Consider the following 24595-nt stretch of genomic DNA (forward strand, 5'->3'; position numbering starts at 1 on the left):
GTCTAGACCAAGTCCCAGATTATTGATGAGAGTTGGCCATGTCTATACCAATGGGAAAACGGGTGGTCCGGTCGTTCCCGGCCACCCGTTCTCCCGCGTCGCTCGTCGCTCGTCGCCTTCTCCCGCGGCCTTCTCCCGCGTCGCCGCCGTCTCCTCCCGTGCCTCGGCGGCAGATCGCCGCTACTGGTCGGAGCGGCCGGTGTAGAAGGCCACGGTGAGGTCCTTCACCAGGGCCTTGCGCTCGTAGTCGTCCAGCTCGACGATCCCCCGTGACGTGAGCCGGTGGACCGTGTCGTCGACCGCGTCGACGACCGAGGACAGCACGGCGTCCCGGTGCCGGGCGTCGATCGCCGCGATCCGCCGGCGCCGCATGGCCTCCGCCACCTCCGGGGCGTACTCGATTCGGGTGGGCTGGGCGGAGAAGACCTCCACGCCGACGGCCTCGGTCTCGGCGGCCAGCAGGCGGGTCAGCGCGTCACCGACCGCCTCGGCGTCGCGCAGTGTCGGGGCGTCGTCGTGGAAGGCGTCGGCCGGCAGTTGGGACAGCACCCGGGCCATGGCCGACTCGACCTGCTCGGCCAGGTACTCCGTGTGGTCCCCGACGGCGAGGGTGGCGCGGGCCGTGTCCTTGACCTGCCAGACGACCTGTACGACCACCTGGAGGGCGAGGCCCCCCGAGTCCACCGCGGGCATGGGGTCGCTGCGCCAGTGGCGCAGCCGTACGTCCACCCGCCGGCGCAGCAGCAGGGGGCTGACCCAGGTGAGGCCGGTGCGCCGGACCGTGCCCCGGTAACTGCCGAAGAGGGTCAGCACCCAGGCGTGGCCGGCCTTGGCGCGGCCGAGCCCGCCGAGCGCGAGGAGCGTGACGATGCCGAGGAAGGCGAGCGGGGGCCAGTGGGTCGCGCGCAGCCCGTGGTAGGCGCGCGGGGCCGCCCCGAAGCCGGCGGCGAGGGCGTCGGGGACGGCGCCGGCCCGCCAGAGCACCACCGAGCAGCCGGCCAGCGCGAGGCCGCCGACGGCCACGGCGATCCAGCCGGGCAGTACGGGGCCGCGGTGTTCGCGGAGCCGGTCGTCGCCCCGCGGGACACGACGGCCGGCGGCCGGGCGGGACGCGGGGGCCGTGCGCCCGGACCGCCGTGCGGCCGGGTCCCCGGCCGCAACGGGGGGCCCTGTGGGCGTCTGCCCGAGGAAGGGCAGGTGCACGGGCACCGCGGTGGCCGAGGCCCCCGGGGCGGGGCGGAACCGGGGGAGGTCCCGGGTGTCGTCCTCGTCGGCGTCCGCCATGCCGCGGGCCACGGCCCGGGCGACGAGATCGGCGACGTCGTCCGCCGCGACGCCGGCCACGTCCGGTCCGGGAACCGTGCGCACGACGGGTTCGGCGGGCGGCCAGAGCTCGTCCTGCGGGTGGCCGGACACGGCCGGGGCCGGGGCGGGGGTCGGGGCGAGGGCGGCCGGGGGCCAGGGTTCGAGGGGCGGGGCGGCCGGGGCGGGGTGGCGGTCCGTCACGGGCCGGGACTGCGGGGCGTCCGACGGCGCGTCGACCTCGGCGCGCGCGGCCGGCACTCCGTCCGGGTGCGCCCGCGCGTCCGGGGCCGCCTCGACCGGGCCGTCGACCGGGGCGGCGTGGTCCGCCCCGGGCTCGGGCGCGCGGTCCGCCGCACCGTCCCGGGGCGGCTGCGGGCACGGGGGCGCCGACTCCGCGCGAGCGGGCCACGCGGGCCGTGCGGGGTCCGGGTTCGAGACGTCCCCGGGGTGCGCGTGGGCGTGCGTCGGGTACGCGTGCGGGGCCGACGGCTCGGGTGCGGCGGCGCGCGGGGGGCGGCGCTCCGGCTCGACCGGGACGGAGCCGCGGTACTCCGGCACGAGCACCGGCGACGCCGCGGGCTCCGGGCGGGCGTGGCGGGGGTACGGCTCCCCCGCACCCCCCGCACCCGCACCCCCCGCGACCGGGTCCGCCGCCTCGGGCGGACCCGCGTGGGCGAACGCCGGCCGAGCGAACGCCGGGTGCGGCGTCGGGAGCATCGGCTCGGGCACGGCCGCCCGGGCGGGCGCCTCGTCGGCGGGCCGGGGCCCCGCCTCGACCGGCCGGTCGGCGGCGTGCGCCGGGTGGGGGCGGGGCGCCGGGGCGTACGCGGGCGACTCGTCGGCGCGGCCGGCGGCGCCGGGCGCGGGAACGGCGGTCACGACCCGGGGCGCGGCGTCGACCGGCGACGGGGCGCCGGGGTGGGAGGCCCACGGGTGCCGGGCCGGGGCGGGCAGATCGCCCGGGTACCGGGACGCCGCGCCGTCGGCCGCCTCTCCCTCGCGGGGTTCCGGTGGGACCGGCGAGGGCACCGGCTGCGGGGCGGCGTCGGCGGCCGGACGCGGTACGTCGAGGTCGTGCGCGGCTGTCGCGACGGCCGGGTGGGGCAGGGTCGTGACGGGCTCCGGCCGGACCCCGGGCGCCCACGCGGGACGGGCCGGGGCCGGGGCAGGAGCCGCGAGCGATTCGACCGCGGCCGGAGCCGCGGGCACCGCCGGGGTCGGTGCCGGGGCGGTGGTCCAGCGTCCCGGACGGGGGGTCGGGGCGGGAGCCGTCGCGTCGGGCCGGATCGGTCCGTCCCCGGCGGCGGGGCCCGGGCGGGCGCCGGCGGCGAGGGGCCGGGAACCGCTCGGGACCGGAGGAACGGGGAAGTCGCCCGTCGTGGACGTGGTGCGGGTGGGGTACATCGTTGCCTCCGTCATGCGAACAGCCGGCGCCAGGTTTCCGGGCCCGGGTAGCCGTCGACCGAGGCACCGCGCCAGCCCTGAGCGCGCTGGAAGGCCTCGACGTTGCGGCGGTCGGCCTCGCTCCAGAGGGGGCCCGGGCCGGACGTGTAGTGCTTGCCGAATCCCTTCCGCACCAGTCGGCGACCGAGGGAGGTGATGAGCGCGTGGGACCGGCCCGGGCGGAAGAAGGCCTTCCCCGGGTAGGCGGGCACCCCGCCCGGCCCCGCCTGACCGACCGGCGTCGTCGGCTTCGTGGGCGTGGTGGGGGTGGTGGGCTTGGTCGGGGTGGTCGGCGTGGTCGATGCCGCCGGGATGCTCTTGCCCTGCCTCAGCGCCAGCAGCCGCCAGGTGTGGGCGCCGGGAATGCCGTCGGCGTCCGCGCCGGTCCACCCCTGCGCCCGCTGGAACGCCTGGGTGGCCAGCCGGTCCTCGTCGGACCACACCGGGCCCGGGCCGTTGGGGTAGAACCGGGCGCCGCCGCGTTCGATCAGCAACCGGCCGAGCTGGGTCACGTACTCGTTGTTCGCGCCCGGCCCGAACTTCGAGGCACCGGGGAAGGTCGCCGACACCGCCGGCGGGGATCCGGTCGCCGGGAGTTCGACGGGCGTCACCGGAGGCGTGGGCGTGCTGCCCGGGACGCCTCCCGTGACCCCGTTGAAGCGGTAGGGGAGGTACTTCGTCGCGTTGGCCCAGTACCCGTACGGGGTGGCCTGCTTGCGGGTGTACGGGCGGGTCTGCTCGTAGGCGACGTAGTGCGTCCGCGTCCCGTCGACCCAGCCGCCGAAGAGGACGACGTGCGAGCCGTTGTTGGGGTCCGCCGGATTGTGGAAGAGCAGCATGTCGCCCGGCAGCAGCTCCTCCTTCGTGATCCGGGTGGCGAAGGTGTCGAGGCTGCCGGTCCACTCGTTGGTGCCGAGGTTCCAGGCCATCGAGACGTAGCCCGAGCAGTCCTGTCGGTAGCCGTCCGACCAGTACTCGGACATGCTGTAGGGGACCTTGGCGTCCAGCCACAGCTTCGCCCGGTTGATGATCGTCGTCCGGTCGATGCGTCGGATCGTCGACGGGGCGCCGGGCAGGCCGCCGGGCTTGGCGGGCGTGCCCTTCGGCCCGTGCAGCGGGGATCGGCCGCCTTGCGGGGAGCCCGGATCGGGGCCGTCGAGCCGCACCGGACCGAGTCCGGGTGCCGCGGCGGAGGCGGCCAGTGCGGCGGAGCCGCCGCCGCCCAGGACCACGCCGGCGGCGGTGGCGAGCACCAGCGCCCGGCGCGCGCCGCGGGCGGCACGGTGGCCGCCGTCGCACAGCGGTATGGCCCGCGCGCGGGCGAGGGCGCGACGGCGCTGCGCGCACCCGAGGCAGACGCAGTCGCCCGCGGGCTCGTACTCCTCGAAGACCGGCATGGGCATCTGCGGCATCTGCACATGCACCGGCGGCTGCATCGTCATGCGGTTCCGTCCACTCCCCTGCTCGTCCACTGGTCCGGCGTCCGGGCACGCATCTGGCGGGGCATCAGATTCGGCTCGGCCCAGACATATCGTGCACGATAAACCCCTTAAACATGGGTTAATCGGACAACACGGGCGCGGCTGGTCACGAGCACGTCCGGAGGTGGGGTAGAGTTTTGCCTGTCACCAAGCGCCGCTAGCTCAGTTGGTTAGAGCAGCTGACTCTTAATCAGCGGGTCCGGGGTTCGAGTCCCTGGCGGCGCACAGACGAGAAGAAACCCCCGAGGCGAAAGCCTCGGGGGTTTCTTCGTTCCATCGTCCGGCCCTGCCCGCGCCGCCCGCCTACGCCGCCGTTCCGGGCCGGGCGCCGACGCCCGTCAGGTAGGCGGAAACCACCACATTGGCCGTGTACTGCTTGGCGGCCTTGTCGTACGTGCCCCCGCACGTCACCAGTCGCAGTTCCGCCCGCCCCTTGATCCGCGGGCCGTACGCCTTGGCCGGGTCGAAGCCGGCGCGCTCGTAGACCTTCACCTCCTCGATCGTGAACTCGGCGACCGAGCCGTCCGCCCGGTGGACCCGGACCTTGCCGCCCGGCTCGGCGGTGCTCAGACCGAAGAACACGGCGGGCTTGGACTTGGTGTCCACGTGGCCGACCATCAACGCGGTGCCGGCCGCGCCCGGCAGGGTGCCGCCGCTCCACCAGCCCACCGTGCCCGGGCTCTCGTACGGCGGCGGCTCGATCGCGCCCTGCGCGTCGAGCCTGCGGAAGATCACCGGCGCCTGGATGCCCATGGCGGGCACGTCCACCCGGGCGGGCAGGGCCCCGGCCAGCGGCGCGTGCGCCGCCGGCAGCCCCGGGACCACCACCCCGCCCGCCTGACCGGCGGGCGCGGGCGGGACCCCGGTGATCTCGCGACCCCACAGCCACAGGCCGCACACCAGCACCGACCACGCGGCGACGGTCAGCACACGGGATCCGCCGGAGCTCCTCGGCTCCCCGGTCACCGGAGACGGGCCCTCACTCGCCGCTGCGGCGACGGCGCAGGGTCAGGGCCCGGCCGGCGACGGCCAGCGTCGCGGCGGCGGCCAGGACGGCGCCGATCACCGTGTGCGGCAGGCCCGGGCCGTCGGCGTCGTGGCTCTTCTTCGCGGTCACGGTCGCCGGCGCGCCCTCCGCGGCCCGGGCCTGTTCCCGTTCCTTGGCGATCTTCGTGGACGCGGCCAGTTCGGCTGCCATGCCGCCGCCACCCGCGTGGACGGGCCAGACCGGCGAGTGGTGCGGGTTCGGGCGGTCACGGTGGATCTGAAGGGAGCCGCGCACCTCCCGGCCCTCGCACGTGACCCGGATCTCGTGCCATCCGGGCTCGGCGTGGCGGGCGATGGTCGCCTCGCCCCACAGGATCTTGCGATCGTCTCGGCCCGGGGACAGCCTGGCCTCCCAGGCGAACACGGACGACGTCGCGGAGGCCCAGTCGCACGCGCAGCCGCGGACCTCCAACTTGACCCGGTCCCCCGGTTCGGCGGGATTCGGCCGGACCGAGACGCTGCCGCGGTCCCGATCCCTGTCCCGGCCCCAGTCCTCGGCGACGACGGTGGGCGCGGCCACGGCGGTGAGGGCCGTCAGGGCGACGGCCACCCCGGTGGCACGGAAAGCGATCAGAGCACTGCGCATGGTGAACCTCCTCGACAAGGAGCCTCACGCGCGGCGCGCCGCTCCGCATCCGGAGCGGCGCCCGCTTGGCCCGTACGTGTCAGCCGAACGCCCCGTACGTGTCGGCCGTACGCGTTGCGTGTCAGCCGTACGCGGCGAGTCGGTGATCCGGTGTCAGACGAGATCGACCAGGTCGGCGATCGAGTCGACCGTCTTCGTCGGGCGGTAGGGGAACTTCTCGGTGTCCTCGACCGAGGTGAGGCCGGTCAGCACGAGGAAGGTCTGCATGCCCGCCTCCAGCCCGGCCAGGACGTCGGTGTCCATCCGGTCGCCGATCATCGCGCTGCTCTCGGAGTGCGCGCCGATGGCGTTGAGGCCGGTCCGCATCATCAGCGGGTTGGGCTTGCCGGCGAAGTACGGCTGCTTGCCGGTCGCCTTGGTGATCAGCGCGGCGACCGCGCCCGTGGCGGGCAGCGGGCCCTCGGTGGACGGGCCGGTCTCGTCGGGGTTGGTGCAGATGAAGCGGGCGCCGGCGTTGATCAGCCGGACGGCCTTGGTCATCGCCTCGAAGCTGTACGTGCGGGTCTCGCCCAGCACCACGTAGTCCGGCTCGTGGTCCGTGAGGATGTAGCCGATGTCGTGCAGGGCGGTGGTCAGGCCGGCCTCGCCGATGACGTACGCCGTGCCGCCCGGACGCTGGTCGTCGAGGAACTTGGCGGTGGCCAGCGCGGAGGTCCAGATGTTCTCGACGGGCACCTGGAGACCCATGCGGTTCAGGCGGGCCTGGAGGTCGCGCGGGGTGTAGATCGAGTTGTTGGTCAGCACCAGGAAGGGCTTGCCGGACTCGCGCAGCCGCTTGATGAAGGCATCCGCGCCCGGGATCGGGGTGCCCTCGTGGATGAGGACCCCGTCCATGTCGGTGAGCCAGGATTCGATCGGCTTGCGCTCTGCCACGGGGGTTCTCCGCTCTGCGGGGCCTCTGACCTCGGGGGCCTCTGGTCTGTACCACCCTATCCGGCACGGGCCGTGGACGCGGAGCCCGTCCACGGCCCGGACATCGGCCCCCTCGGGGCGGCTCAGCCGAGGGTGACGTCGTCCACGGCCCAGAACCAGTTGTTGGCGCCGCTGTAGCGGAAGCGGACCTGGACCTCGGTGGCGCCGGCCGGCACCCGCAGGCTCAGGCTCTCGGTCTTGGCGAGGCCGTCGGCCGTGTGCGTCTTGACCACGGTCGGGGCGCCGCCGTTGTACGAGACCAGGACCTGGGCGGTCTGCCCGGTCTCGTGGCGGTAGTGGCTCCGGTAGGTCAGGGTCCTCGTGGAGCCACCGGTGACCGGCCACTTGGGGGTGACCAGGGTGGAGTCGAAGGTGCCGGTGTGGCTCTTGTCGTCCCACTCGTCGGAGTCCGCGACGGCGAACACGTCGCGGGAGCGGACGTTCAGCTCGCGCCACTGGTCGCGCTGTGACTGGCTCCAGAACTCGTCGGTCGCGAAGGCCCAACCGGCCCACTCGGCGACACCGCCCGCGCCCATCCTCGAGTTGTCCACGGCCCAGCCGGCGGGCGGGGTGTGCGTGAAGCCCTTCACGCCGGCCGGGATGCCCGTCTCGTCCACGCGCGCCTGGAGGGTGGGGCGCAGGGTGTCGAAGGGGTCGTTGTCGGGGGCGTTCAGCGGGACCCCGTCGAGGGCGGCGCCACCGACTCCGACCTGGGCGAGCGCGGTCGCGGCGACGTCGACGAGCCGTACGTCGGTGCGTACCGAACCGGCGGGGATCCCGGCGCCCTTGGCGATGACGAAGGTGCCGCGCTCCGCGATCGTGGAGCCGCCGTGGCCGCCGCCGTCGGTGTGGCCGTGGTCGGTGGTGACCAGGATCGTCCAGTTCTCCCGGTCGCGGTCGGGGCGGCTCTCGACGGCGGTGAGGAGCTTGCCGACCAGGACGTCGACGCGGGCGATGGCGTTCAGGTACTCCTGGCTCGCCGCGCCGGAGGTGTGGCCCGCGTGGTCTACCTCGCCGAGGTAGACGAAGGCGGCGTCCGGGTTCTGGTCGCGCAGTTCGGCGGCGGCCGCGGCGGCGATCTTGGGGTCCTCGCTGCCGTAGCCGTCGCGGTCGCCCTTGAGGGAGAGCCGCTTGTCGACCTTCGAGGAGAAGATCGGGCCGTTCTGGTCGGTGGAGGTGATGGGCTCCCAGTCGGCGGCGGCGTAGGTGTTGAGGGCCGGCTTGGCGTTCTCGACGCGGGTCAGGAAGTCCGGGTACGCCGTGTAGTTCTTGCCGGTGAAGGAGTTGTCCTTCACGCCGTGCTTGTCGGGCCAGACGCCGGTGGCGATGCCGGACCAGCCCGGGCCGGAGGAGGTGGCGGCCATCGGGTTCGCGTAGAGGGTGCTCTTGGCGGTCAGGCCTTGGGCCATCAGGCCGTTGAGGTGGGGCGCGTCGGCGACCTTGACGCGGTCGAGGACCACGCCGTCGAGGCCGATGACGAGCACCTTGTCGGTGCCGGCGGCCTCGGTGGCGCCGGCGGGGTGGGCGCCGAGGGCGGTGGCCAGCAGGGTGGCGGCGGTGGCGGCGACCGTCAGGACGCGGTGCGACGGCAGGGCAGGGGGCACGTGCTCCTCCGGGGTGATCGTGGGGATGGCGCGGGCGGGCGTGCGACGGGTCCGGACCGAAGGTGCGCGGTTCGGTCCAGACCCGTTATCCCAACGTCACTCTCCAGGCCTCGGGTGGCCAGGGAGTAACCGGTCAGCTTCCGGTTGCCGACTTCCACGCGTCCACGTGGGCCTTGAGGTTCTTGTCGATGTCCGCCCAGTCGGGCTCGAAGATCTCGACTCCCGTCATCAGCTTGGTGAGTTGGACGGCGTTGGCGTCGGTGGGCTTGACGTCGGTACGCGCGGGGAAGCCGCCGCCGACCTCGCTGACCAGCTTCTGGGCCTCCTCGCCGAGCAGGAAGTCCAGGAGCTTGCGGCCGTTCTCGGTGTGCGGGGCCTTGTCGACCAGGCCGGCCGCGTACGGCAGGGAGAAGGTGGTGGGCCTGCCGCCCTCCTTGGCGGGGAACCAGATGCCCAGGTTCGGCATGGACTTGGCCTGCGCGAAGTTCATCTGCACGTCGCCGTTGGCGACGAGCAGCTCTCCCTTGTCGGTCTTCGGGGCGAGTTTGCTGGTGGAGGAGGACGGGCCGACGTTGTTGGCCTGAAGCCTCTTGAGGTACTCCATCGCCGGTTCCCTGCCGCCGAAGTCGTGCATCGACTTGACGAGTACGGCGGTGCCGTCGCCCGCGACGCCCGGGGTGGAGTACTGGAGTCGGCCCTTGTACTTGGCGTCCAGCAGCTCTTCCCAGGTCTTGGGGGCCTGGGGCAACTCCTTCTTGTTGTAGACGAATCCGAAGTAGTTGTTGACGATCGACGTCCACGTGCCGTCGGTGGCCTTGTCGGCGCCGTTGACCTTCTCCGAGCCGCGGGGCGCGTAGGCCTGGAGGAGGCCCTTGCCGTCGGCCTGTTGGATGAAGGGGGGCAGGGTGACCAGGACGTCCGCCTGGGTGTTGGTCTTCTCGCGGACGGCGCGCTGCACCATCTCGCCCGAGCCGCCCTCGACGTACTTGACCTCGATGCCGGTCTCCTTGGTGAACGCGGCGAAGACCTTGTCGTACCAGCCGTCGCCCTTCTCGCCCTTGAGGCCGTCGGCGCTGTAGACGGTGACGATCTTCTCGCCGGCCTTGGAGTCGGCGGAGCCCGATCCGCCGCCGCAGGCGGTGAGGGCGGCGAGGGCGAGGCCGGCGGTGACGGCGGCGGTGGTGCGGAGGGGGACACGACGACTGTTGCGCTTGCCGGGCATGGGGCTTCCTTACGGGAAAGGGAGTCGGCAGGGGTGGGGCGGTGCGGGGGCGTGGCGGGTACGTGACCGGGGTGGGTCAGCGGTAGGACGCCTTGGTGCGGATGCGGGAGACGGCCAGGAGCACCAACAGGGTGGTGGCCATCAGGACCACCGCGACGGCCGATCCGCCGAAGAGCGAACCCCGGTCGGTGGCGGTGAAGACGCGGACCGGCAGGGGCATCCAGTCCGGCGGGTAGAGCATCATCGTGGCGCTCAACTCACCCATGGACAGGGCGAAGCAGAGCCCGGCGGCGGCGGTCAGGGAGGGCAGCAGCAGGGGGATCCTGATCCGCCACAGCACCCGGGCCGGACGCGCCCCGAGGGATGCGGCGGCCTGCTCGTAGGCGGGGTCGAGCCGCACGATCGCGGCGGAGACCGACTGGTGGGCGAACGCCGTGACGAGGACGGTGTGCGCCAGTACGACGATGGTGCTCGTCCCGTTGAGGAGCAGGGGCGGCCGGCTGAAGGCGACGAGGACCGCGAGGCCCACCACCACCGACGGTACGGCGACCGGCAGCATGAACAGGGCGTCCAGGACACGCTTCCCGCGCTTCTTCAAGCCGGCGGCGGCCAGCGCCGCCCAGCCGCCGACGGTGAGGGCGAGCAGGCTCGCGACGAGGGCGGTGACCAGGGACGTGGTGAGGGCCTGGAGGGATTCGCCCCGGACGGCGGAGGCGTAGTTCGCCGTGGTCGGGCCGGAGGGGAGGGCGCCGGACCAGTGGGTGGCGAAGGAGGCGGCCACCACGACGAGCAGCGGCAGCGCGAAGAGGGGGAGGAAGAGGAGGCCGAAGAGGGCCCAGGCGGCCCGGCGGCCGGCCTTGCTATGCACCAGCACGCTTGCTCACCACCCGGTAGAGGCCGAACAGGCCGACGGACATCGCGATGTTGACGACGGCGACGACGCAGGCGGCCGCGTAGTCGGATTCCAGGATCGCCTTGCCGTAGACGAGCATCGGGAGCGTGGTGACGTCCTTGGCTCCGGTGAACAGGACGATGCCGAACTCGTTGAGGCACATGACGAGGACCAGGCTGCCGCCGGCGGCGAGGGCCGGCAGCGCCTCGGGGAGGATCACCCGCCGGACGATCCGGGCGGGTCCGGCGCCGAGCGAGGAGGCCACCTCCAGTTGGGCGGTGTCCAGTTGGGAGAAGGCGGCGAGCAGGGGGCGCATGACGAACGGCGTGAAGTAGGTGATCTCCGCGAGGAGGACGCCCCAGGGGGTGGCCAGGAAGTGGAACGGTCCGTCCGCGACGCCGAGGACGTCGGTCCAGATCCCGTTGGCCATGCCGACCGTGCCGTAGATGAAGAGGAGGGCGAGGGTGATGAGGAAGGAGGGGAAGGAGAGGAAGACGTCGATGAACCGGGAGACGGCCCTGGCACCCGGGAAGGGCACGAAGGCGATGACGAGGGCCAGCACGAAGCCGAGCACGAGACATCCGACGGTGGCGCCGACGGCCAGCCAGACGGTGGTGCCGAGGGCCTCGCGGAAGGCGGTGGAGGCGAAGACGGCGGAGTACGCGTCGAAGGCGCCGCCGCCGTTCTCGGGGGTGAAGGACTGCCGGACGACCAGGGCGAGCGGGTAGAGGAAGACCAGCGCGAGGACGACCACCGGGGGCAGGCTCCACACCCAACGCGGGACACCGCGTGCGGCGGACGTGGCGGGTGCGGGTCCCGGGGTGGCGTGCGGGCCGGGGGCGGGGGTACGGGCCGACTGCCGGGGGACGGCCCGGCGGGCGGCTCCGGGCGGCGCGTCGGCGGGCGGCGCACCCGTGCTCCCCACCGGGCCGGCCGTGCGGGCCGGCCCTGCGGCGGCCGATCGCGGGTCCGCGACCTCAGCCATCCGACACCCCCGCCGACAGCAGCACCGCGTCCCGGGGCTCGAAGTGCAGGGTCACCCGGTCGCCGAGCGCCGGGGTCTCGCGCAGTTCGGGCAGGTCCGCCTTGACCCGGTGGCCCGCGACGTCCACGTACAGCCGGTGCGTCGAGCCGCGCCACTGCACCTCGGTGATCGTGCCGTCCAGGGCGTTGGGGCCCGCGCCGAGGCCGATCAGGTGCGGGCGTACGCACAGGGTGGCGCCGGTGCCGGGCGCGGCCCGGCCCCGGTCCAGTTCCAGGGCGTGCCCCTCGAAGACGGCGCCGGTGTCGGCGACGGTCACCGGGAGCAGGTTGGCGTTGCCGACGAAGGAGGCCGTGAACTCGGTGCGCGGCGAGCGGTACAACTGCCTCGGGGTGCCGCAGTCCTGGAGCCGGGCCTTGTCCATGACGGCGATCCGGTCGGCCAGGGTCAGGGCCTCGATCTGGTCGTGCGTGACGTACAGGATCGACACGTCGGGGAGTTCGCGGTGCAGTCGGGCCAGTTCGGCGAGCATCCCGGAGCGCAGTTGGGCGTCCAGCGCGGACAGCGGCTCGTCGAGGAGGAGCACGCCGGGGCGGATGGCGAGCGCGCGGGCGATGGCCACGCGCTGCTGCTGCCCGCCGGAGAGTTCGCGGGGGTGGCGTTTGGCGTAGGCGGCCATCCCGGTCATCTCCAGGGCCTGCGCGACGCGGCCGGGTATCTCGGCCCTGGGCGTCCTGTGCGCCTTGAGCCCGAACGCGACGTTGTCCTCGACGCGCAGGTGCGGGAAGAGCGCGTACTGCTGGACGACCATGCCGATGCCGCGTTTGTGGGGCGGGAGGGCGGTGACGTCCCGGTCCCCGATCCACACCCGGCCCGCGAAGGGGCGTACGAAGCCGGCGACCGCCCGCAGCGCCGTGGTCTTGCCCGATCCCGACGGACCGAGCAGGGCCATGACCTCGCCCTGCTCGACCGTCAGGTCCAGGGAGTCCAGCACGGTGGTGCCGTCGTAGGCGACCGAGACGGACTCGAAGCGGATCCCGCTCACGTGCCGGACTCCCGGGTCAACAACGCGGGGAGTTCGGCGATCGAGCCGAGGACGTGGGTCGCGCCGTGCTCGTCGAGGGCCCGGCGCTCGTGGGCGCCGGTGAGGACGCCCGCCACGATCCCGGCGCCGGCGCGGCGACCGCTGAGCATGTCGTACGCCGTGTCGCCGGCGACGACCGTCTCGCGTACGTCGGCCACCGCGCCGGTGCGCAGGAACGCGGCCAGCACCATGTCCGGGTAGGGCCGGCCGCGACCGCCCGCGTCGGCGGGGCACAGGGTGAGGTCGGCGAGGTCGCGCCAGCCGAGGGCGTCCAGGATGGCGTCCTGGGTGACGCGGGCGAAGCCGGTGGTCAGGACGACGGTGCGGCCGTCGCCGCGCAGCTTCTCGATGGTCTCGCGGGCGCCGGGGATCGGGCCGATGAGGCCTGCGTCGACGAGTTCCGCGTACGCCTCCTCGAAGGTGGCGTTGGCCTGGCGGGCGAGGTCCTCGCTGCCGAACAGGTGGCGGAAGACGGAGATCTTCGACTCGCCCATGGTGTCGCGGACGTACTGGAGCTTCGCGGCGTGGTCGGCGGTGCCGGGTTCGACGCCGAGGCGCTCGGCGGCGCGCTCGAAGGCCCGCTCGACGAGGCCGCCGTCGGCGACGGTGGTGCCGGCCATGTCGAGGACGATCAGCCCGCCGGGGGTGGTCACGTGGTCGGTGGTGGTCGTGTTGCCCGTGGTGTTCATGCTGCCCGTGCCGTTCGTGGTGTCTGTGCTGTTCGTGGTGCCTGTGCTGTTCGTGGTGTCCGTGCTGTTCGTCGTATCTGTGGATTCGGTGCTCATGGTGGTTACCAGCCCAGTTCGTTCGCGGTGGTCTCGGCTATGGCGGGCGAGCAGGTCATGCCGCGCCCGCCCGGTCCAGTCACCAGCCAGACGCCGTCGCTCACCTGCTTGCGGTGGACGACGCGGGTGGTGTCGGTGCACTGCGCGTACACGCCCGCCCAGCGGTGCCGGATCTTCGGCAGCGGGCGGCCCAGGAGGGACTCCACGACCTCGGTGAGGTGCTCGTAGGGGTCTTCGAGGGTGTCGAACGCGAAGGGGTGCTCGTACTCGTGGGTGTCTCCGATGGTCAGTCCGCCGTCCCGGCGCTGGACCATCAGGAGCTGCATGCGGTGCTCGGCCGCGACGGGCGCCTGCGCCTGCTCGGCGTTGAGGGCGTCCAGGGCGTCGCTCCGGTAGGCCGGGTAGTAGCGGAAGCTGTCCGCGTCGGCGACCGACGTGGTCAACGGCTCGCCGAGCGGGGCGGTCTGCATCATCTGCAGCCGGACCCGGCGCACGGGGAGGTCCGGTTCCAGCTCGCGGACCAGGCCGCTCAGCCAGGCGCCGGTGGCGAGGATCACCGCGTCGCCGCGGTGGACGTCGCCGTGGTCGTCGCGGACGGCGCCGGGTCCGACGACCTCGCGGACCTCGCGCCCGGGGAGGAAGGTGTACCGGCCCGTGGCGCGCAGGGCCTCCCGCAGGTGCAGTTGGGCGGTGCGCGGTTCGACGGCCGCGTCCCGTTCGCACCAGAGGGCGGCGTCGAACTCGCCGCGCAGCGCCGGGTTGATCTTCCGGGCCGCGGCGGCGTCGACCAGCTCGTAGCCGCGGGCGGCGGCGTCGGGCCGGGCCGCGGCCGCCTCCGCCACGGCGTACTCGCGGGCGCCTCGTACGGGGGTGAGGGAGCCGATGGCGCGGAAGCCCAGGCCGGGCACCTCCGCACCGATGCGCTCCCAGAGTTCGCGGGCCCGCAGGGCGGTGTCGAGCTCCTCACCGCCGGCTCGTCCGCTGACCCAGATCTGGCCGAAATTGCGTAGTGACGCGCCCCGGGCCTCCGCTTCCCGCTCGATCTGGACGACCTCGTGGCCGCGTTCGACTGCTTGCCAGGCGTGCATGGTGCCGACCACGCCGCCTCCGACGACTATGACTCTCACGCCGTCCACGGTGGGTGCGGACCGTGTCCCGAGAAGGGCCGGCCGGTGTCGCGACGGTGAACAGCCCTCGACGCTTGGACTAGACCCGTTACCATTCTGTGATGACATTACGCCCCTTTGAAGGTGATTGTTCATGGATGTGTTCCGCTACTCGGGCCGAAGCCTCGTCGTGAAGCTGAACCTGTCACCACGGTAGAGCGAACGCACACGCTCCAGGGGGGCGCCCCCCTGATCCTGTGAGAAACGGTGGATGAGCAGCATCGGAAGGGCGGGCGGGGTTCCGATCAGCAGCGCTTCTCGCGGTGTCGCGAGCACCGTCTCCAGCTTCTCGTCGGCGCCGCCGAACGTGATGCCGAGGCTGTCGCCGAGGTATCCGTAGAAGGAGGAGTCCGGCTTGAAATCGCTGTCCAGCCGGGGCGCCCGCGCGACCCGGATGTACGTGCTCTCCAGGCCCACCCGCTCGTCGTCCGCGAGGAGGACACGTTCCAGGTGCCAGACCGGCTCGCCGACCTCGGCGCCGATGCCGCGGCACAGTTCGGCCGGGCAGGGGAACCGCTCCAGGCCGATCAGGTTGCGGCCGGGGCGGCGGCCCTGACGGCGCACGCCCTCGGTGTAGCTCGCGAGGGAAAGGGGCTGCTCCAGCTTGGGCCCGGCGACGACGGTGCCGCGCCCCGAGCGCCGCAGGCGCCCCTCCAGCAGCAGCTCGCGCAGGGCCTGGCGCACCGTCTCCCGCGACACGTCGTACTGCTCGGCGAGGTCACGCTCGGTGGGCAGCGTCCCGCCCTCCCCCAGCTCCTCGACGAGTACGGAGACACGGGCCTTGACCGCGTAGTACTTGGGGACGCGGCCGTGCTCGGGGATCCCCGAGCGCACGGGCAGGCCGGGGCGGTGCGGCTGGTACCGGGTGTGTTCTTCCACCCTGGGACTCTACGTGGGCCAGGTGTACGACGATCAGCGCGCGGCCCGCGCGCGCAGCCGGCGGGCCGCGAGCAGGAGACCGCCGCCGGTGGCGAGGGCGACCGCGGAACCGACGGCGTACACCCATTCCCGGGGGCCGGTGTGCGCGAGCGCGCCCCCTTCGGCGGAGTCCTCGGTCCCCTCCACGAAGAACCGGTACCCGCCGGCCTCGCCGACCCAGTCCCCGTCGTCGGCCTTGCGCTGGACGAGGGCCGCGTCGGCGACCACCTCGCCGAGCGGGGCGTCGGGCGCGAAGGCCAACCGCACCTTGACGGTGAGGGAACCCCCACCGGCGACGGAGAACCCGGAGAAGGCGTCCCCGCCGTCGAAGACGGCGATGATCTCGTCGCGGTCGGTGTGCTCCAGGGAGACGGGGTGGGGGCCGCCGGGGGCGTCGAACTCCATCCGGAGATCGGCGGGGCGCAGGGCACGCGCCTTGTCGGTCAAAACGATCACGGGGTGGATGGCGGTGCACCGGTCGCCGGTGGTGTTGGTCAGGTCCAGGTACCAGGACTGCGCGTCGCCGCCGGTCCGGTAGACGGCCGGGCCACCGCGGATCCGGGCCCCGATGGGAAAGGCCGTGCTCTTCCCGTCCCCGCAGGTGGCCTGCACCCGGGAGGGCAGCGCGGGCGCGGGGCGCGCTCCCCCGCCATTGCCGACGTCGGCGGAGGCACCGGGTGCGAGGGCGGCGAGGAGGACGGCGGAGAGACAGGCCGAGAGAAGGGCCGGGCGTACGACCGGGAGAGCGGACGGGAGCGGGGCGGGAAACGCGGCGGGGAGGGCAAGGGCTTTGCGCGTTCGCATGGAAGACCTTCGCAGCTCGCCGGACGGGGACGATGATCGGACCAGGCGACAATCACCCCGGCCCTGCTCGCACCTTTCCACGCGCGCGAGATCCCGGGCCTACCGCCACGCCCGGTCCGTCCCGGTTTACCCCCGATCAGCTCACGAGGTCAACCCTGGCCCGGCGCTCCGTTCACCGGCCCAGCCCCCGCCCGAAGTACGGCCCCAGTACCAGCTCCGCCGCGCCCTCCGCGACACCGCCCGCCGCCACCTCCACGACCGGCGCGGGGAACGCCTTCCGCCCGGCCAGCGCGGCCCGCACCCCCGTCAGGAACGCCTCGGGGGCGGCGTCCACCACGCGTCCGCCCAGCAGGACCCGTTCCACGTCCAGCAGCGCCACCACGTTCGCGGCGCCCTCGCCCAGGATCCGCGCCGCCTCGGCGAGGTCGCCGCGGTCCACCGCGCCCAGACAGAGCGCTTCCACGCACCCCCGGCCCCCGCACCGGCAGCGCGGCCCGTCCAGTTCCAGCACCTGATGGCCGAACTCCCCGGCCGCCGAGCGCGCCCCCCGGTACACCTCGCCGGCCAGCCGCAGCCCCGCGCCCAGACCGGTCCCCACGTGCAGGTACACGGCGCCGCCCGGGTCGGGGCCGGTCACCGCCACCCCGGCGTTGGTGTCCTTGTCCACGACCACCGGCAGCGCCGGCCCCAGCCGCTCCGCCAGGGCCGCCCGCAGCGCGAACCCCGCCCATTCGGGAAACCCCGTCACCGGGCCGAACACCCCGGTGCGCCAGTCGAGCGGCCCGGGGGCCGCGACCCCCACGCCGAGCAGCGGCGGCGCCCCGGCGGCGCCGGAGAGCCGGCCGATCGCGCCCGCCACCTCCTCCACCGCCGCCCGGGGCCCGGCCCCGAAGTCGAGGGGACCCTGCGAGCGCTCGACGACGCCGCCCGCGAGGTCGACCCGTACGGCACGCAGTTCGTCGCGGTCCAGGTGCACCCCGATCGCATGCCGGGCCTCGGGGACCAACCGCAGCAGGGTGCGCGGTTTGCCGCCGGTCGACGCGCCGCGCCCGGCCTCCGCGACCAGGCCGTCCGCGACCAGCCGCACCGTGATCTTGCTGACGGCCTGGGGGGTGAGGCCGGTCCGGGCGGCGAGTTCGGCACGTCCCAGTCCGGCCGGTCCGGCCCCGCGCAACAGGTCCAGCAGCAGCGCCTCGTTGTGGCCGCGCAGCGTCGGCAGGTTGGCGCCGCCCCGGCTTCCCTCAATGCCCTCATTGGGCTGATTGCCCCGGTTCACCCTGCCGACTCTCCTTGCACTTAGGCAACACTGTTGCCAAAGTATGCCCATGAACGCCACCTCCCCGCTCCGCGTCGGACTCATCGGCTACGGACTCGCCGGTTCCGTCTTCCACGCTCCGCTGGTGTCCGCCACCGAGGGGCTCGTCCTCGACACGGTCGTCACCTCGGACCCGGACCGTCAGGCCCAGGCCCGCGAGGCCCATCCGGGCATCCGGATCGCGGAGTCCCCCGACGCGCTCTGGTCCGGCGGCGACGGGACCCCGCCCGTCGACCTGGTCGTGATCGCCGCCCCCAACAAGACGCACGTCCCCCTCGCCACGGCCGCCCTCACCGCCGGCGTCCCGACGGTCGTGGACAAGCCGCTCGCCGCGACCGCGGCCGAGGCCCGCGAACTCGCCGCCCTCGCCGACCGGACCGGCACCTTCCTGTCCGTCTTCCAGAACCGCCGCTGGGACAACGACTTCCTCACCGTGCGCCGGCTCATCGCGGACGGGGAACTCGGCGAGGTACAGCGCTTCGAGTCCCGGTTCGAGCGGTGGCGGCCACAGCTCAAGGGCGGTTGGCGGGAGTCCGGCAGGCCCGAGGAACTCGGCGGCCTGCTGTACGACCTCGGCAGCCACGTGGTCGACCAGGCGCTGGTGCTGTTCGGTCCGGCCGTGCGCGTCTACGCGGAGGCCGATGTGCGCCGCCCGGGCGCGGAGGCGGACGACGACACGTTCATCGCGATCACCCACGCGGGCGGGGTCCGCTCCCACCTGTACGTCAGCGCGACCACCGCGCAGTCGGGGCCCCGGTTCCGGGTCCTCGGCTCCCGCGCGGGCTACGTGAAGTACGGCCTCGACCCGCAGGAGGCCGCGCTGCGCGAGGGCCTGCGGCCGAGCACGGCCGAGGGAGTGCTGTGGGGCGAGGAGGAACCGCACCTGTGGGGGCGGCTGGGCTCCGGCGAGTCCCCGCTGACCGGCAGCGGGATCCCGGTGCCGACGGAGCACGGCGACTACCCGGCGTTCTACGCGGCGGTCGCCCGGGCCCTTCGCACGGGCGGCCCCGCCCCGGTCACCGCCCGGGAGGCGGCCGACTGCCTGGCCGTCCTGGAGGCGGCCCGCCGGTCGTCGGACGAGGGCGTGACGGTGACCCTGGCGCGGTGACGGACCACGTGACGCCCCCGGCGCGGTGACCGGGGCGCGCGATGACCGGCGAAGGGGCGGGCCGCCCGACCGGCGACCCGCCCCTCCCCCCGTGCGCCCGGCCGGCCAGGCGCGTGCGAAGACGACCTACGCGTCCTTGAACTCCTGGCGCTGCCGGCCGAGGCCCTCGATCTCCAGCTCCACGACGTCGCCCGCCCGCAGGTACGGCTTCGGTTCCGGCTGCCCCATGGCCACGCCGGCCGGCGTGCCGGTGACGATGACGTCACCCGGGTACAGCGTCATGAAGCGGCTCAGGTACCGCACGACCTCGCCGACCGGGAAGATCTGGTCCGCCGTGTTGCCGTCCTGCCGCAGGACGCCGTTGACCCACAGCCGCACGTCCAACCGCTGCGGGTCGGCGACCTCGTCCGCCGTCACCAGCCAGGGCCCGAGCGGGGTGAAGGTCTCGCAGTTCTTGCCCTTGTCCCAGGTGCCGCCGCGCTCGATCTGGAACTCGCGCTCGGAGACGTCGTTCACCAGCGTGTACCCGCCGACGTGGGCCAGGCCCTCCTCGGCGGAGTCCAGCCGGCGGGCGGTGGCGCCGATGACGACGCCGAGCTCCGCCTCCCAGTCGGTCTTCACGCTGCCCCGCGGGATCAACACCGTGTCGTCCGGGCCGACCACGGTGTCCGCGGCCTTGAGGAACAGGATCGGCTCGGCCGGGGGTTCCGCGCCGACCTCGGTCGCGTGGGCGAAGTAGTTCAGACCGATGCCCACGATCTTGCCGATGCGGCCGATCGGCGACCCGACGCGGAGCCCTTCGGCGTCGAGCACCGGCAGTTCCCCGGACGCCGCCGCTTCCCGCACCCGGGACAGTACGGAGTCGTCGGCCAGCAGGGCGCCGTCCACATCCGTGATCAGGCCGGACAGGTCCCGCAGGGTTCCGTCCCGGTCGAGCAGCGCGGGGCGCTCCGACCCGACCGGTCCGACACGCAGCAGCTTCATGGGCATTCTCCCGTGGTCGTGGGTGGTCGGCCCATGGGCGTGCACGGGCCGGCCGATGGGTTGCGGCCATCGGAGATTGGTTGATCCTCCAAGATGGTTGACCGATCCGCAAGACCCTGTTCACGGACTGGAACGCTGTGCCGCGTCGCCCTGCCGCTCCTTGCGGTGCTGGAGCCAGACGCGTTCGGCGACGGTCCACGCGGTGGTGGTCAGCAGGTACAGCCCGGCGGCCAACGGCACCACGGCGGCGGTGATCAGCGTCCCGAAGGACAGCAGGGGCAGTACGCCGCCGAGCTTGCGCATCATCGCCTGCTGCTCGGCCGTGACCTGCGGCAGTCCGCTCGCGGCGACCGACGCACTCGCCTTGGCGCCGGCCTTCGCGTGGGCGTTGCCCTTCCCCTTGGCACCGGCGTTCCCCTTGGCACCGGCGTTCCCCTTGGCGCCCGCGTTCCCCTTGGCGCCGTACTTCGCCGCCGCCCCCTTCACCGCGGCCCCCTTCGCCGCGCCGACGGGCAGGGCGACCGGGACCGGCGGCGCAGCCGCGGCGGCCCGCCGTCCCCGTGCGGCACTCCAGGCGGCCACCACCGCGATCGCCGCGAACAGCCCGAGGAACACCAGACCCGGCGCCCCGAACACGCCGCCCTCGCCCAGGGCGTCCGTCCACCGGCCCCCGAGCGGCGCGGCGAACAGTCGGTGCCCCAGCAGTTCGTTGGCCGCCCCGCCCACCTCGGCCGAGGAGAAGGCCTGGTACATCACGAAGAACACCGGCAGTTGCAGCAGCATCGGCAGGCACCCGGCCATCGGGGTCGCGCCCCGGAAGGCGGCCCGGCTGAGCGGGTGCAGGGCGAGCCGTACGAGCACGGTGAACAGCACGATCGCGGCGGCGGTCGCGGACTCGGCCAGTACCGGCTCCAGGAGCCGGCCCAACTGGGCAACAAGATGAGTGAAAACGGACACGCGGGCTCTCCGAAGGGTCTCGTCGAACGTCGAAAGAGGTGCGTTTCGGCGTGACGACCCGCGAGGGGCACAGCAGTGATCAGTGGTGGGACAAGGCGATCTGCGCGCCCCTACGCGGCCGTCGGGACGAGGCGGCCGGGTGCCCTGGGCCGCGACCGGCCGGAGGCGTCGGGATCGCGCTGCGGCAGGAACGCCGTACGGTGCTCGCGATCGCGGATGACGGTGCGTATGCGGTGGGGCGGCACGGGCCGCACGAGGCTGGCGGCCAGGGCCGCGGCGCCCACGGCGACGGCGGCGGCGAGCGCGACCACCGCGGCGGCCAGGCCGTTCTCCCCGAGCAGCAGCCCGAGGAACCCGCCGAGCAGCAACAGGGTCATCACCAACTGCGATCCCCGCGAGAACACCACGGAGGACAGGAGGGCGGAGAGGCGCGCGCCGAGGCGACCGGTGGAACGACCGACGGGTCGTCCGGTCATGGGGACCGCCTCCTCTCACGAACTCGCGTACGAGACCTGCTGCTCGCCCCGATGATAGCCGCCCGCACCGACAACGGTCCCGGCCTCCGGTCCGCGGATCTCCCCCGGAACCGGATCGCCTCCCGGCACCGGATCGGGCGCCGGCCCGTTCGTCCGCTCAGCGCCTCAGGGTCCCCCACACCACGAGCCGGTACCGCGACGTGTACTCGGGCGTGCAGGTCGTCAACGTGATGTAGGCACCCGGCTCGGTGTAGCCCTGATCGGGTCGGACCACGCTGCGGGGCACGGGTGCGATCACCCCGGTGTCCCGCTCGGTGGTCTGCGCCAGGACCTTCCCCACGAGGTACGTGTACCGCTCGCCCCGCACGTCGACGATCAGCTCGTCCCCCGCGCGCAGCCGGTTGACGTACCGGAAGGGTTCCCCGTGGGTGTTCCGGTGCCCGGCCAGCGCGAAGTTGCCCCGCGCGCCGGGAGCGGCCGTACCGGGGTAGTGCCCGGCGTACCCCTTGTCCAGGACGGCCCGCTTGTCGATCCCCTGCGCCACGGGCACCACGACGCCCAGGCGCGGGATGCGCAGGATCGCGTACGAGCCCTCCCGCGCCGGCGACCCGTCGGCGCGGGAGGCCGCGGCGGACCCGCCGGAGCCGGAGGGGCCCGAACCGGTCCCCGGGCCCCCTTTCCCGCCCGACCCCGGCCCGCCCTTCGACTCCGGGGCGGGTTCCGGGGCGTCCTCGGGGGCCGGCGTCGCCCCCTCGCCCGTGGAGGCGGGATCGGGGGCGGGGTCCGGACGTCCGGCCGGCTCCTCGGCCCAGGACCGTTCCAGGGCGTGGACCTCGTCCCGCGCGTCGGCCAGGGCCTGCCGGTTCGTCCACCACACCTGGTGCACCACCAGCAACAACACCACCACGCCGGCCGTGACGGTCAGCTCGGCGACCGCCCACAGCGCCCCCGCGAGACCGGCCCGGCGCGCCCGCCGGCCGCTCCCCCGCACCACCACAGGTATGTGATCCCGCACGGGCGGCACCCTAAGTCTTCCCCCGTCAACTGACCATGGCCAGTACGGTGTGAACCATGCGCCCCGACACGCCTGCCGAGCACATCGCCGAAGCCGAGCGCCTCATCCGCACGGCGACCCGCTACCCCGAGGACCAGGAGCCCTTGCTCCTCCAGGCCGCGGCCCACCTCGAACTGGCCGACGCACGCGACCGGGCGAGCACGCTCTACGACCAACTCCTCGCCGGCGAGCCGGCCAATCCGCACCTCGTGAAGGCCCTCCAGGCCGCGAACCTGTGGGAGTACGGTCACGAGGCCGAGGCTCGCGCCCTCATCCAGGGCATCCGTGCCGCGGCTCCGGTCGATCCGGCCCCCTGGGAGGTCATCGCCGAAGCCCTGGAGGCCCACGACGAGTTGACCGCCTCGGAGGAGTGCTTCACCGAAGCCGCGAACCTCCTCATTTCGGACAGCACTCCCCTGACCCGGGCCACCACCGCCCTCATCACCGGCCGACACCGGGTGCGCCGTCTCCTCGGGCTTCCGCACGACGACTGGGACATGGTCGCCGACACCCGCCACATCGGGCCGATCCCGCTGGACGAGCTCCACGACCCGAAGCGCATCTGGGCCCTGGGCTCCGACGACCCGGCCGAGCTCCGCGCCGAGATCGCCCGCCTGCGCGCCGAGCTGGGCGACCGGCGGGCCGCCCTGTCCCGCCCCTTTCCGGTGGCCATCCTGCACTGGCCGCAGCGGGAACTGGCCGAGCTGCTGACCAGCTATCCGACGCTCGCCGCCGAGTACCCCTCGCACGAGGCCCACCTGCGGGACGTCGAGACCTCCCTGCGCGCCCTGGCCGCCTCGGGAACCACCAATCTCGGGATCGTCACCGCGAGCGTGCCCGCGTTCGAGGCCTTCGCGGCCTCGGAGAAGACCTCCCCGGCCTCCCCGAGCCTGCTGGTGGAGTTCGCCACCACCCTCGCCGCCCGCGGCAAGGCCACCCCGTGGCCCCCGGCGCGGACGGACTCCTGCTGGTGCTCCTCGGGCAAGCCGTACGCGGAGTGCCACGGCGAATAGGCCCCCGGGCGGGGCTCGCCCGACAGGCCGTCGAGGCGATGCCCCGCGACTACACTTGCCCCCCATGACCAGAAAGCAGCCCCAGCCGTCCCGGCCTGGCCAGATCCGGGTCATGGACCTCTTCGCCGGGGCCGGCGGCTTTTCTGCTGGTTTCTCCCATTACACCCCTCGTTCGGGCGTCAACCCCTTCACCTCGGTGGCGGCCGTCGAGTTCGACCCCGCGGCCGCGTCCACGTACGCGGCCAACTTCGGCGGGGCGCACGTCTACCCCGGCGACATCGCGGGCTTCGACCCCACCCCGTTCAAGGGCGAGGTCGACGTGATCATGGGCGGCCCGCCCTGCCAGGGGTTCTCCGGCCTGGGCAAGCAGAACCCGGACGACCCCCGCAACGAGCTGTGGCAGGAGTACGTCCGGGTCGTTGCCCGGGTCCACCCCAAGGTCTTCGTGATCGAGAACGTCGATCGGTTCCTGAAGTCCCCGCAGTTCGAGGACCTGCGGACGGCCTCGCAGACCCCGGGGCACCCGCTCTACGACTACACCGTGGTGCCCGCGCTGTTGAACGCCGCCGACTACGGGGTGCCGCAGGCCCGCCGGCGCGTGATCGTCATCTGCACGCGCAAGGACCTGGGCGAGACGTTGACGCACCCCGAGCCGACGCACGCGAAGCACGGCCACACGGGCGGGGTGGGCGCCGAGGGGGCCGACACGGCCGTCGGCTCCGGCTCCGGCTCCGGCTCGAAGCCCCGTACGCCCCTGGTCGACGCCCCGCCGACGCTGCCGCGCTGGGAGCCGGTCTCGACGGTCTTCGAGCGGTCGGCGCGGCGGCCCCTCCTCGACCGGATGCCGGGTCCGCGCGGCGGCGAGCCCGCCCTCGTGGACGGCGTACAGGGCCACCACCTCACCACGGACCTGCACTTCGGCCGCAGCCCGGAAGACCTCTCGCGCGCCAGGTACAAGGCGATCCCCGAGAACGGCAACCGCAAGGACCTCCGGGGCGTCCACTACCGCGTCGACCGGTCGGGGAACATCCGGCTGTCCACCGAGGGGCCGGAGTACAAGCGCCTCAAGGGGCCCGAGTTCTACCTCTCCACGGAGAGCTGGGACAACCACGACTCGGGTTCCGGGGACGTGATGGGACGACTGCGGGCACACACCCCGTCGGTCACCATCCGCACCGAGTTCTACAAGCCCGAGAAGGGCCGGTACCTCCACCCGACCGCGGACCGGCCCATCACCCACTACGAGGCCGCCCTCATCCAGGGGTTCCCCGAGGACTTCAAGTGGTACGGGACGAAGATCCAGATCGCCCGTCAGATCGGCAACGCCGTACCCGTCGGACTCGGCACCGCGCTGGCCGGGGCCATCCACACCTTCCTCGCCCGCCACATGTGACCTG

At 73.6% G+C, this 24595-nt stretch carries 22 protein-coding genes and 1 tRNA gene; 4 read left to right on the plus strand and 19 right to left on the minus strand.

Annotation, left to right across the window (positions count from 1 at the left end; all coding sequences use genetic code 11):
- Positions 1–180: 180 nt before the first annotated feature.
- Together ACFYW3_RS08800 and ACFYW3_RS08805 are read right to left on the minus strand one after the other, a co-directional pair.
- Positions 181–2724 (minus strand): SPFH domain-containing protein, encoded by a 2544-nt coding sequence (locus ACFYW3_RS08800; RefSeq protein WP_389385910.1) that lies wholly within the window; start codon positions 2722–2724, stop codon positions 181–183.
- A complete protein-coding gene (locus ACFYW3_RS08805; protein ID WP_389385985.1) occupies positions 2721–4151 on the minus strand; it encodes a peptidoglycan-binding protein in 1431 nt (476 codons plus the stop codon). The genes ACFYW3_RS08800 and ACFYW3_RS08805 overlap by 4 nt, the downstream gene beginning before the upstream one ends.
- 229 nt (positions 4152–4380) lie before the next feature.
- On the opposite strand from ACFYW3_RS08805, the gene ACFYW3_RS08810 reads away from it, so the two are divergent.
- A tRNA-Lys gene (locus ACFYW3_RS08810) sits at positions 4381–4454 on the plus strand.
- A gap of 78 nt (positions 4455–4532) precedes the next feature.
- On the opposite strand, the gene ACFYW3_RS08815 is transcribed toward ACFYW3_RS08810, so the two are convergent.
- The 13 genes from ACFYW3_RS08815 to ACFYW3_RS08875 all read right to left on the minus strand — a co-directional run bounded on the left by ACFYW3_RS08815 (position 4533) and on the right by ACFYW3_RS08875 (position 17537).
- A complete protein-coding gene (locus ACFYW3_RS08815) occupies positions 4533–5159 on the minus strand; it encodes a class F sortase (RefSeq protein WP_351759059.1) in 627 nt (208 codons plus the stop codon).
- A gap of 49 nt (positions 5160–5208) precedes the next feature.
- Positions 5209–5862, minus strand: a complete 654-nt coding sequence (locus tag ACFYW3_RS08820) for a hypothetical protein (RefSeq protein ID WP_389385911.1) — start codon at positions 5860–5862, stop codon at positions 5209–5211.
- 153 nt (positions 5863–6015) lie between these two features.
- Positions 6016–6795 (minus strand): HAD-IIA family hydrolase, encoded by a 780-nt coding sequence (locus tag ACFYW3_RS08825; protein ID WP_053684256.1) that lies wholly within the window; start codon positions 6793–6795, stop codon positions 6016–6018.
- A 122-nt stretch (positions 6796–6917) separates the two neighbouring features.
- Complete coding sequence (locus tag ACFYW3_RS08830; RefSeq protein ID WP_389385912.1) at positions 6918–8438, minus strand: alkaline phosphatase family protein; 1521 nt, start codon at positions 8436–8438, stop codon at positions 6918–6920.
- Between the two features lie 133 nt (positions 8439–8571).
- The gene (locus ACFYW3_RS08835) at positions 8572–9660 is read right to left on the minus strand and encodes a 2-aminoethylphosphonate ABC transporter substrate-binding protein (RefSeq protein ID WP_389385913.1); all 1089 of its coding nucleotides are present in this window, start codon (positions 9658–9660) and stop codon (positions 8572–8574) included.
- 76 nt (positions 9661–9736) lie between these two features.
- Complete coding sequence (locus ACFYW3_RS08840) at positions 9737–10534, minus strand: ABC transporter permease (protein WP_389385914.1); 798 nt, start codon at positions 10532–10534, stop codon at positions 9737–9739.
- Positions 10521–11537 carry a 2-aminoethylphosphonate ABC transporter permease subunit gene (locus ACFYW3_RS08845; RefSeq protein ID WP_389385915.1) on the minus strand — a complete coding sequence of 339 codons (1017 nt, stop codon included), beginning with the start codon at positions 11535–11537 and terminating at the stop codon, positions 10521–10523. The genes ACFYW3_RS08840 and ACFYW3_RS08845 overlap by 14 nt, the downstream gene beginning before the upstream one ends.
- On the minus strand, positions 11530–12579 hold the full coding sequence (locus ACFYW3_RS08850) for an ABC transporter ATP-binding protein (RefSeq protein ID WP_351759044.1): 1050 nt from the start codon (positions 12577–12579) through the stop codon (positions 11530–11532). Before ACFYW3_RS08850 ends, ACFYW3_RS08845 begins: the two co-directional genes overlap by 8 nt.
- Positions 12576–13307, minus strand: a complete 732-nt coding sequence (locus tag ACFYW3_RS08855) for a phosphonatase-like hydrolase (protein ID WP_389385986.1) — start codon at positions 13305–13307, stop codon at positions 12576–12578. Before ACFYW3_RS08855 ends, ACFYW3_RS08850 begins: the two co-directional genes overlap by 4 nt.
- Before the next feature lie 101 nt (positions 13308–13408).
- Positions 13409–14530 carry a TIGR03364 family FAD-dependent oxidoreductase gene (locus tag ACFYW3_RS08860; protein ID WP_351759038.1) on the minus strand — a complete coding sequence of 374 codons (1122 nt, stop codon included), beginning with the start codon at positions 14528–14530 and terminating at the stop codon, positions 13409–13411.
- A 147-nt stretch (positions 14531–14677) separates the two neighbouring features.
- Positions 14678–15448, minus strand: coding sequence for a GntR family transcriptional regulator (locus tag ACFYW3_RS08865; RefSeq protein ID WP_351759035.1), 771 nt, complete (start codon positions 15446–15448; stop codon positions 14678–14680).
- Between the two features lie 33 nt (positions 15449–15481).
- Complete coding sequence (locus ACFYW3_RS08870) at positions 15482–16291, minus strand: hypothetical protein (RefSeq protein ID WP_351759032.1); 810 nt, start codon at positions 16289–16291, stop codon at positions 15482–15484.
- Between the two features lie 172 nt (positions 16292–16463).
- Complete coding sequence (locus ACFYW3_RS08875) at positions 16464–17537, minus strand: ROK family protein (RefSeq protein ID WP_389385987.1); 1074 nt, start codon at positions 17535–17537, stop codon at positions 16464–16466.
- Positions 17538–17616: 79 nt separating this feature from the next.
- Here ACFYW3_RS08875 and ACFYW3_RS08880 point away from each other — a divergent pair, with 79 nt between their 5' ends.
- Positions 17617–18714 (plus strand): Gfo/Idh/MocA family oxidoreductase, encoded by a 1098-nt coding sequence (locus tag ACFYW3_RS08880; RefSeq protein WP_351759027.1) that lies wholly within the window; start codon positions 17617–17619, stop codon positions 18712–18714.
- A 126-nt stretch (positions 18715–18840) separates the two neighbouring features.
- Here the strand turns inward: ACFYW3_RS08880 and ACFYW3_RS08885 are convergent, their stop codons facing one another.
- From ACFYW3_RS08885 to ACFYW3_RS08900, 4 genes are all read right to left on the minus strand, one after another.
- Positions 18841–19698: a fumarylacetoacetate hydrolase family protein gene (locus ACFYW3_RS08885; protein ID WP_389385916.1), complete on the minus strand. Its 858-nt coding sequence runs from the start codon at positions 19696–19698 to the stop codon at positions 18841–18843.
- Positions 19699–19818: 120 nt separating this feature from the next.
- On the minus strand, positions 19819–20655 hold the full coding sequence (locus tag ACFYW3_RS08890) for a hypothetical protein (RefSeq protein WP_389385917.1): 837 nt from the start codon (positions 20653–20655) through the stop codon (positions 19819–19821).
- 110 nt (positions 20656–20765) lie between these two features.
- Positions 20766–21032 (minus strand): DUF6412 domain-containing protein, encoded by a 267-nt coding sequence (locus ACFYW3_RS08895; protein WP_351759069.1) that lies wholly within the window; start codon positions 21030–21032, stop codon positions 20766–20768.
- 256 nt (positions 21033–21288) lie between these two features.
- Positions 21289–22146: a class E sortase gene (locus tag ACFYW3_RS08900; RefSeq protein ID WP_389385918.1), complete on the minus strand. Its 858-nt coding sequence runs from the start codon at positions 22144–22146 to the stop codon at positions 21289–21291.
- 56 nt (positions 22147–22202) lie between these two features.
- Between ACFYW3_RS08900 and ACFYW3_RS08905 the strand changes: the two genes are divergently transcribed.
- Together ACFYW3_RS08905 and ACFYW3_RS08910 are read left to right on the plus strand one after the other, a co-directional pair.
- Positions 22203–23198, plus strand: a complete 996-nt coding sequence (locus tag ACFYW3_RS08905; protein WP_351759016.1) for an SEC-C metal-binding domain-containing protein — start codon at positions 22203–22205, stop codon at positions 23196–23198.
- A 64-nt stretch (positions 23199–23262) separates the two neighbouring features.
- Complete coding sequence (locus ACFYW3_RS08910; RefSeq protein ID WP_389385919.1) at positions 23263–24591, plus strand: DNA cytosine methyltransferase; 1329 nt, start codon at positions 23263–23265, stop codon at positions 24589–24591.
- The last annotated feature ends 4 nt before the right edge of the window (positions 24592–24595 follow it).

It is taken from the genome of Streptomyces sp. NPDC002602 (assembly GCF_042889445.1).
Classification (GTDB): Bacteria; Actinomycetota; Actinomycetes; order Streptomycetales; family Streptomycetaceae; genus Streptomyces.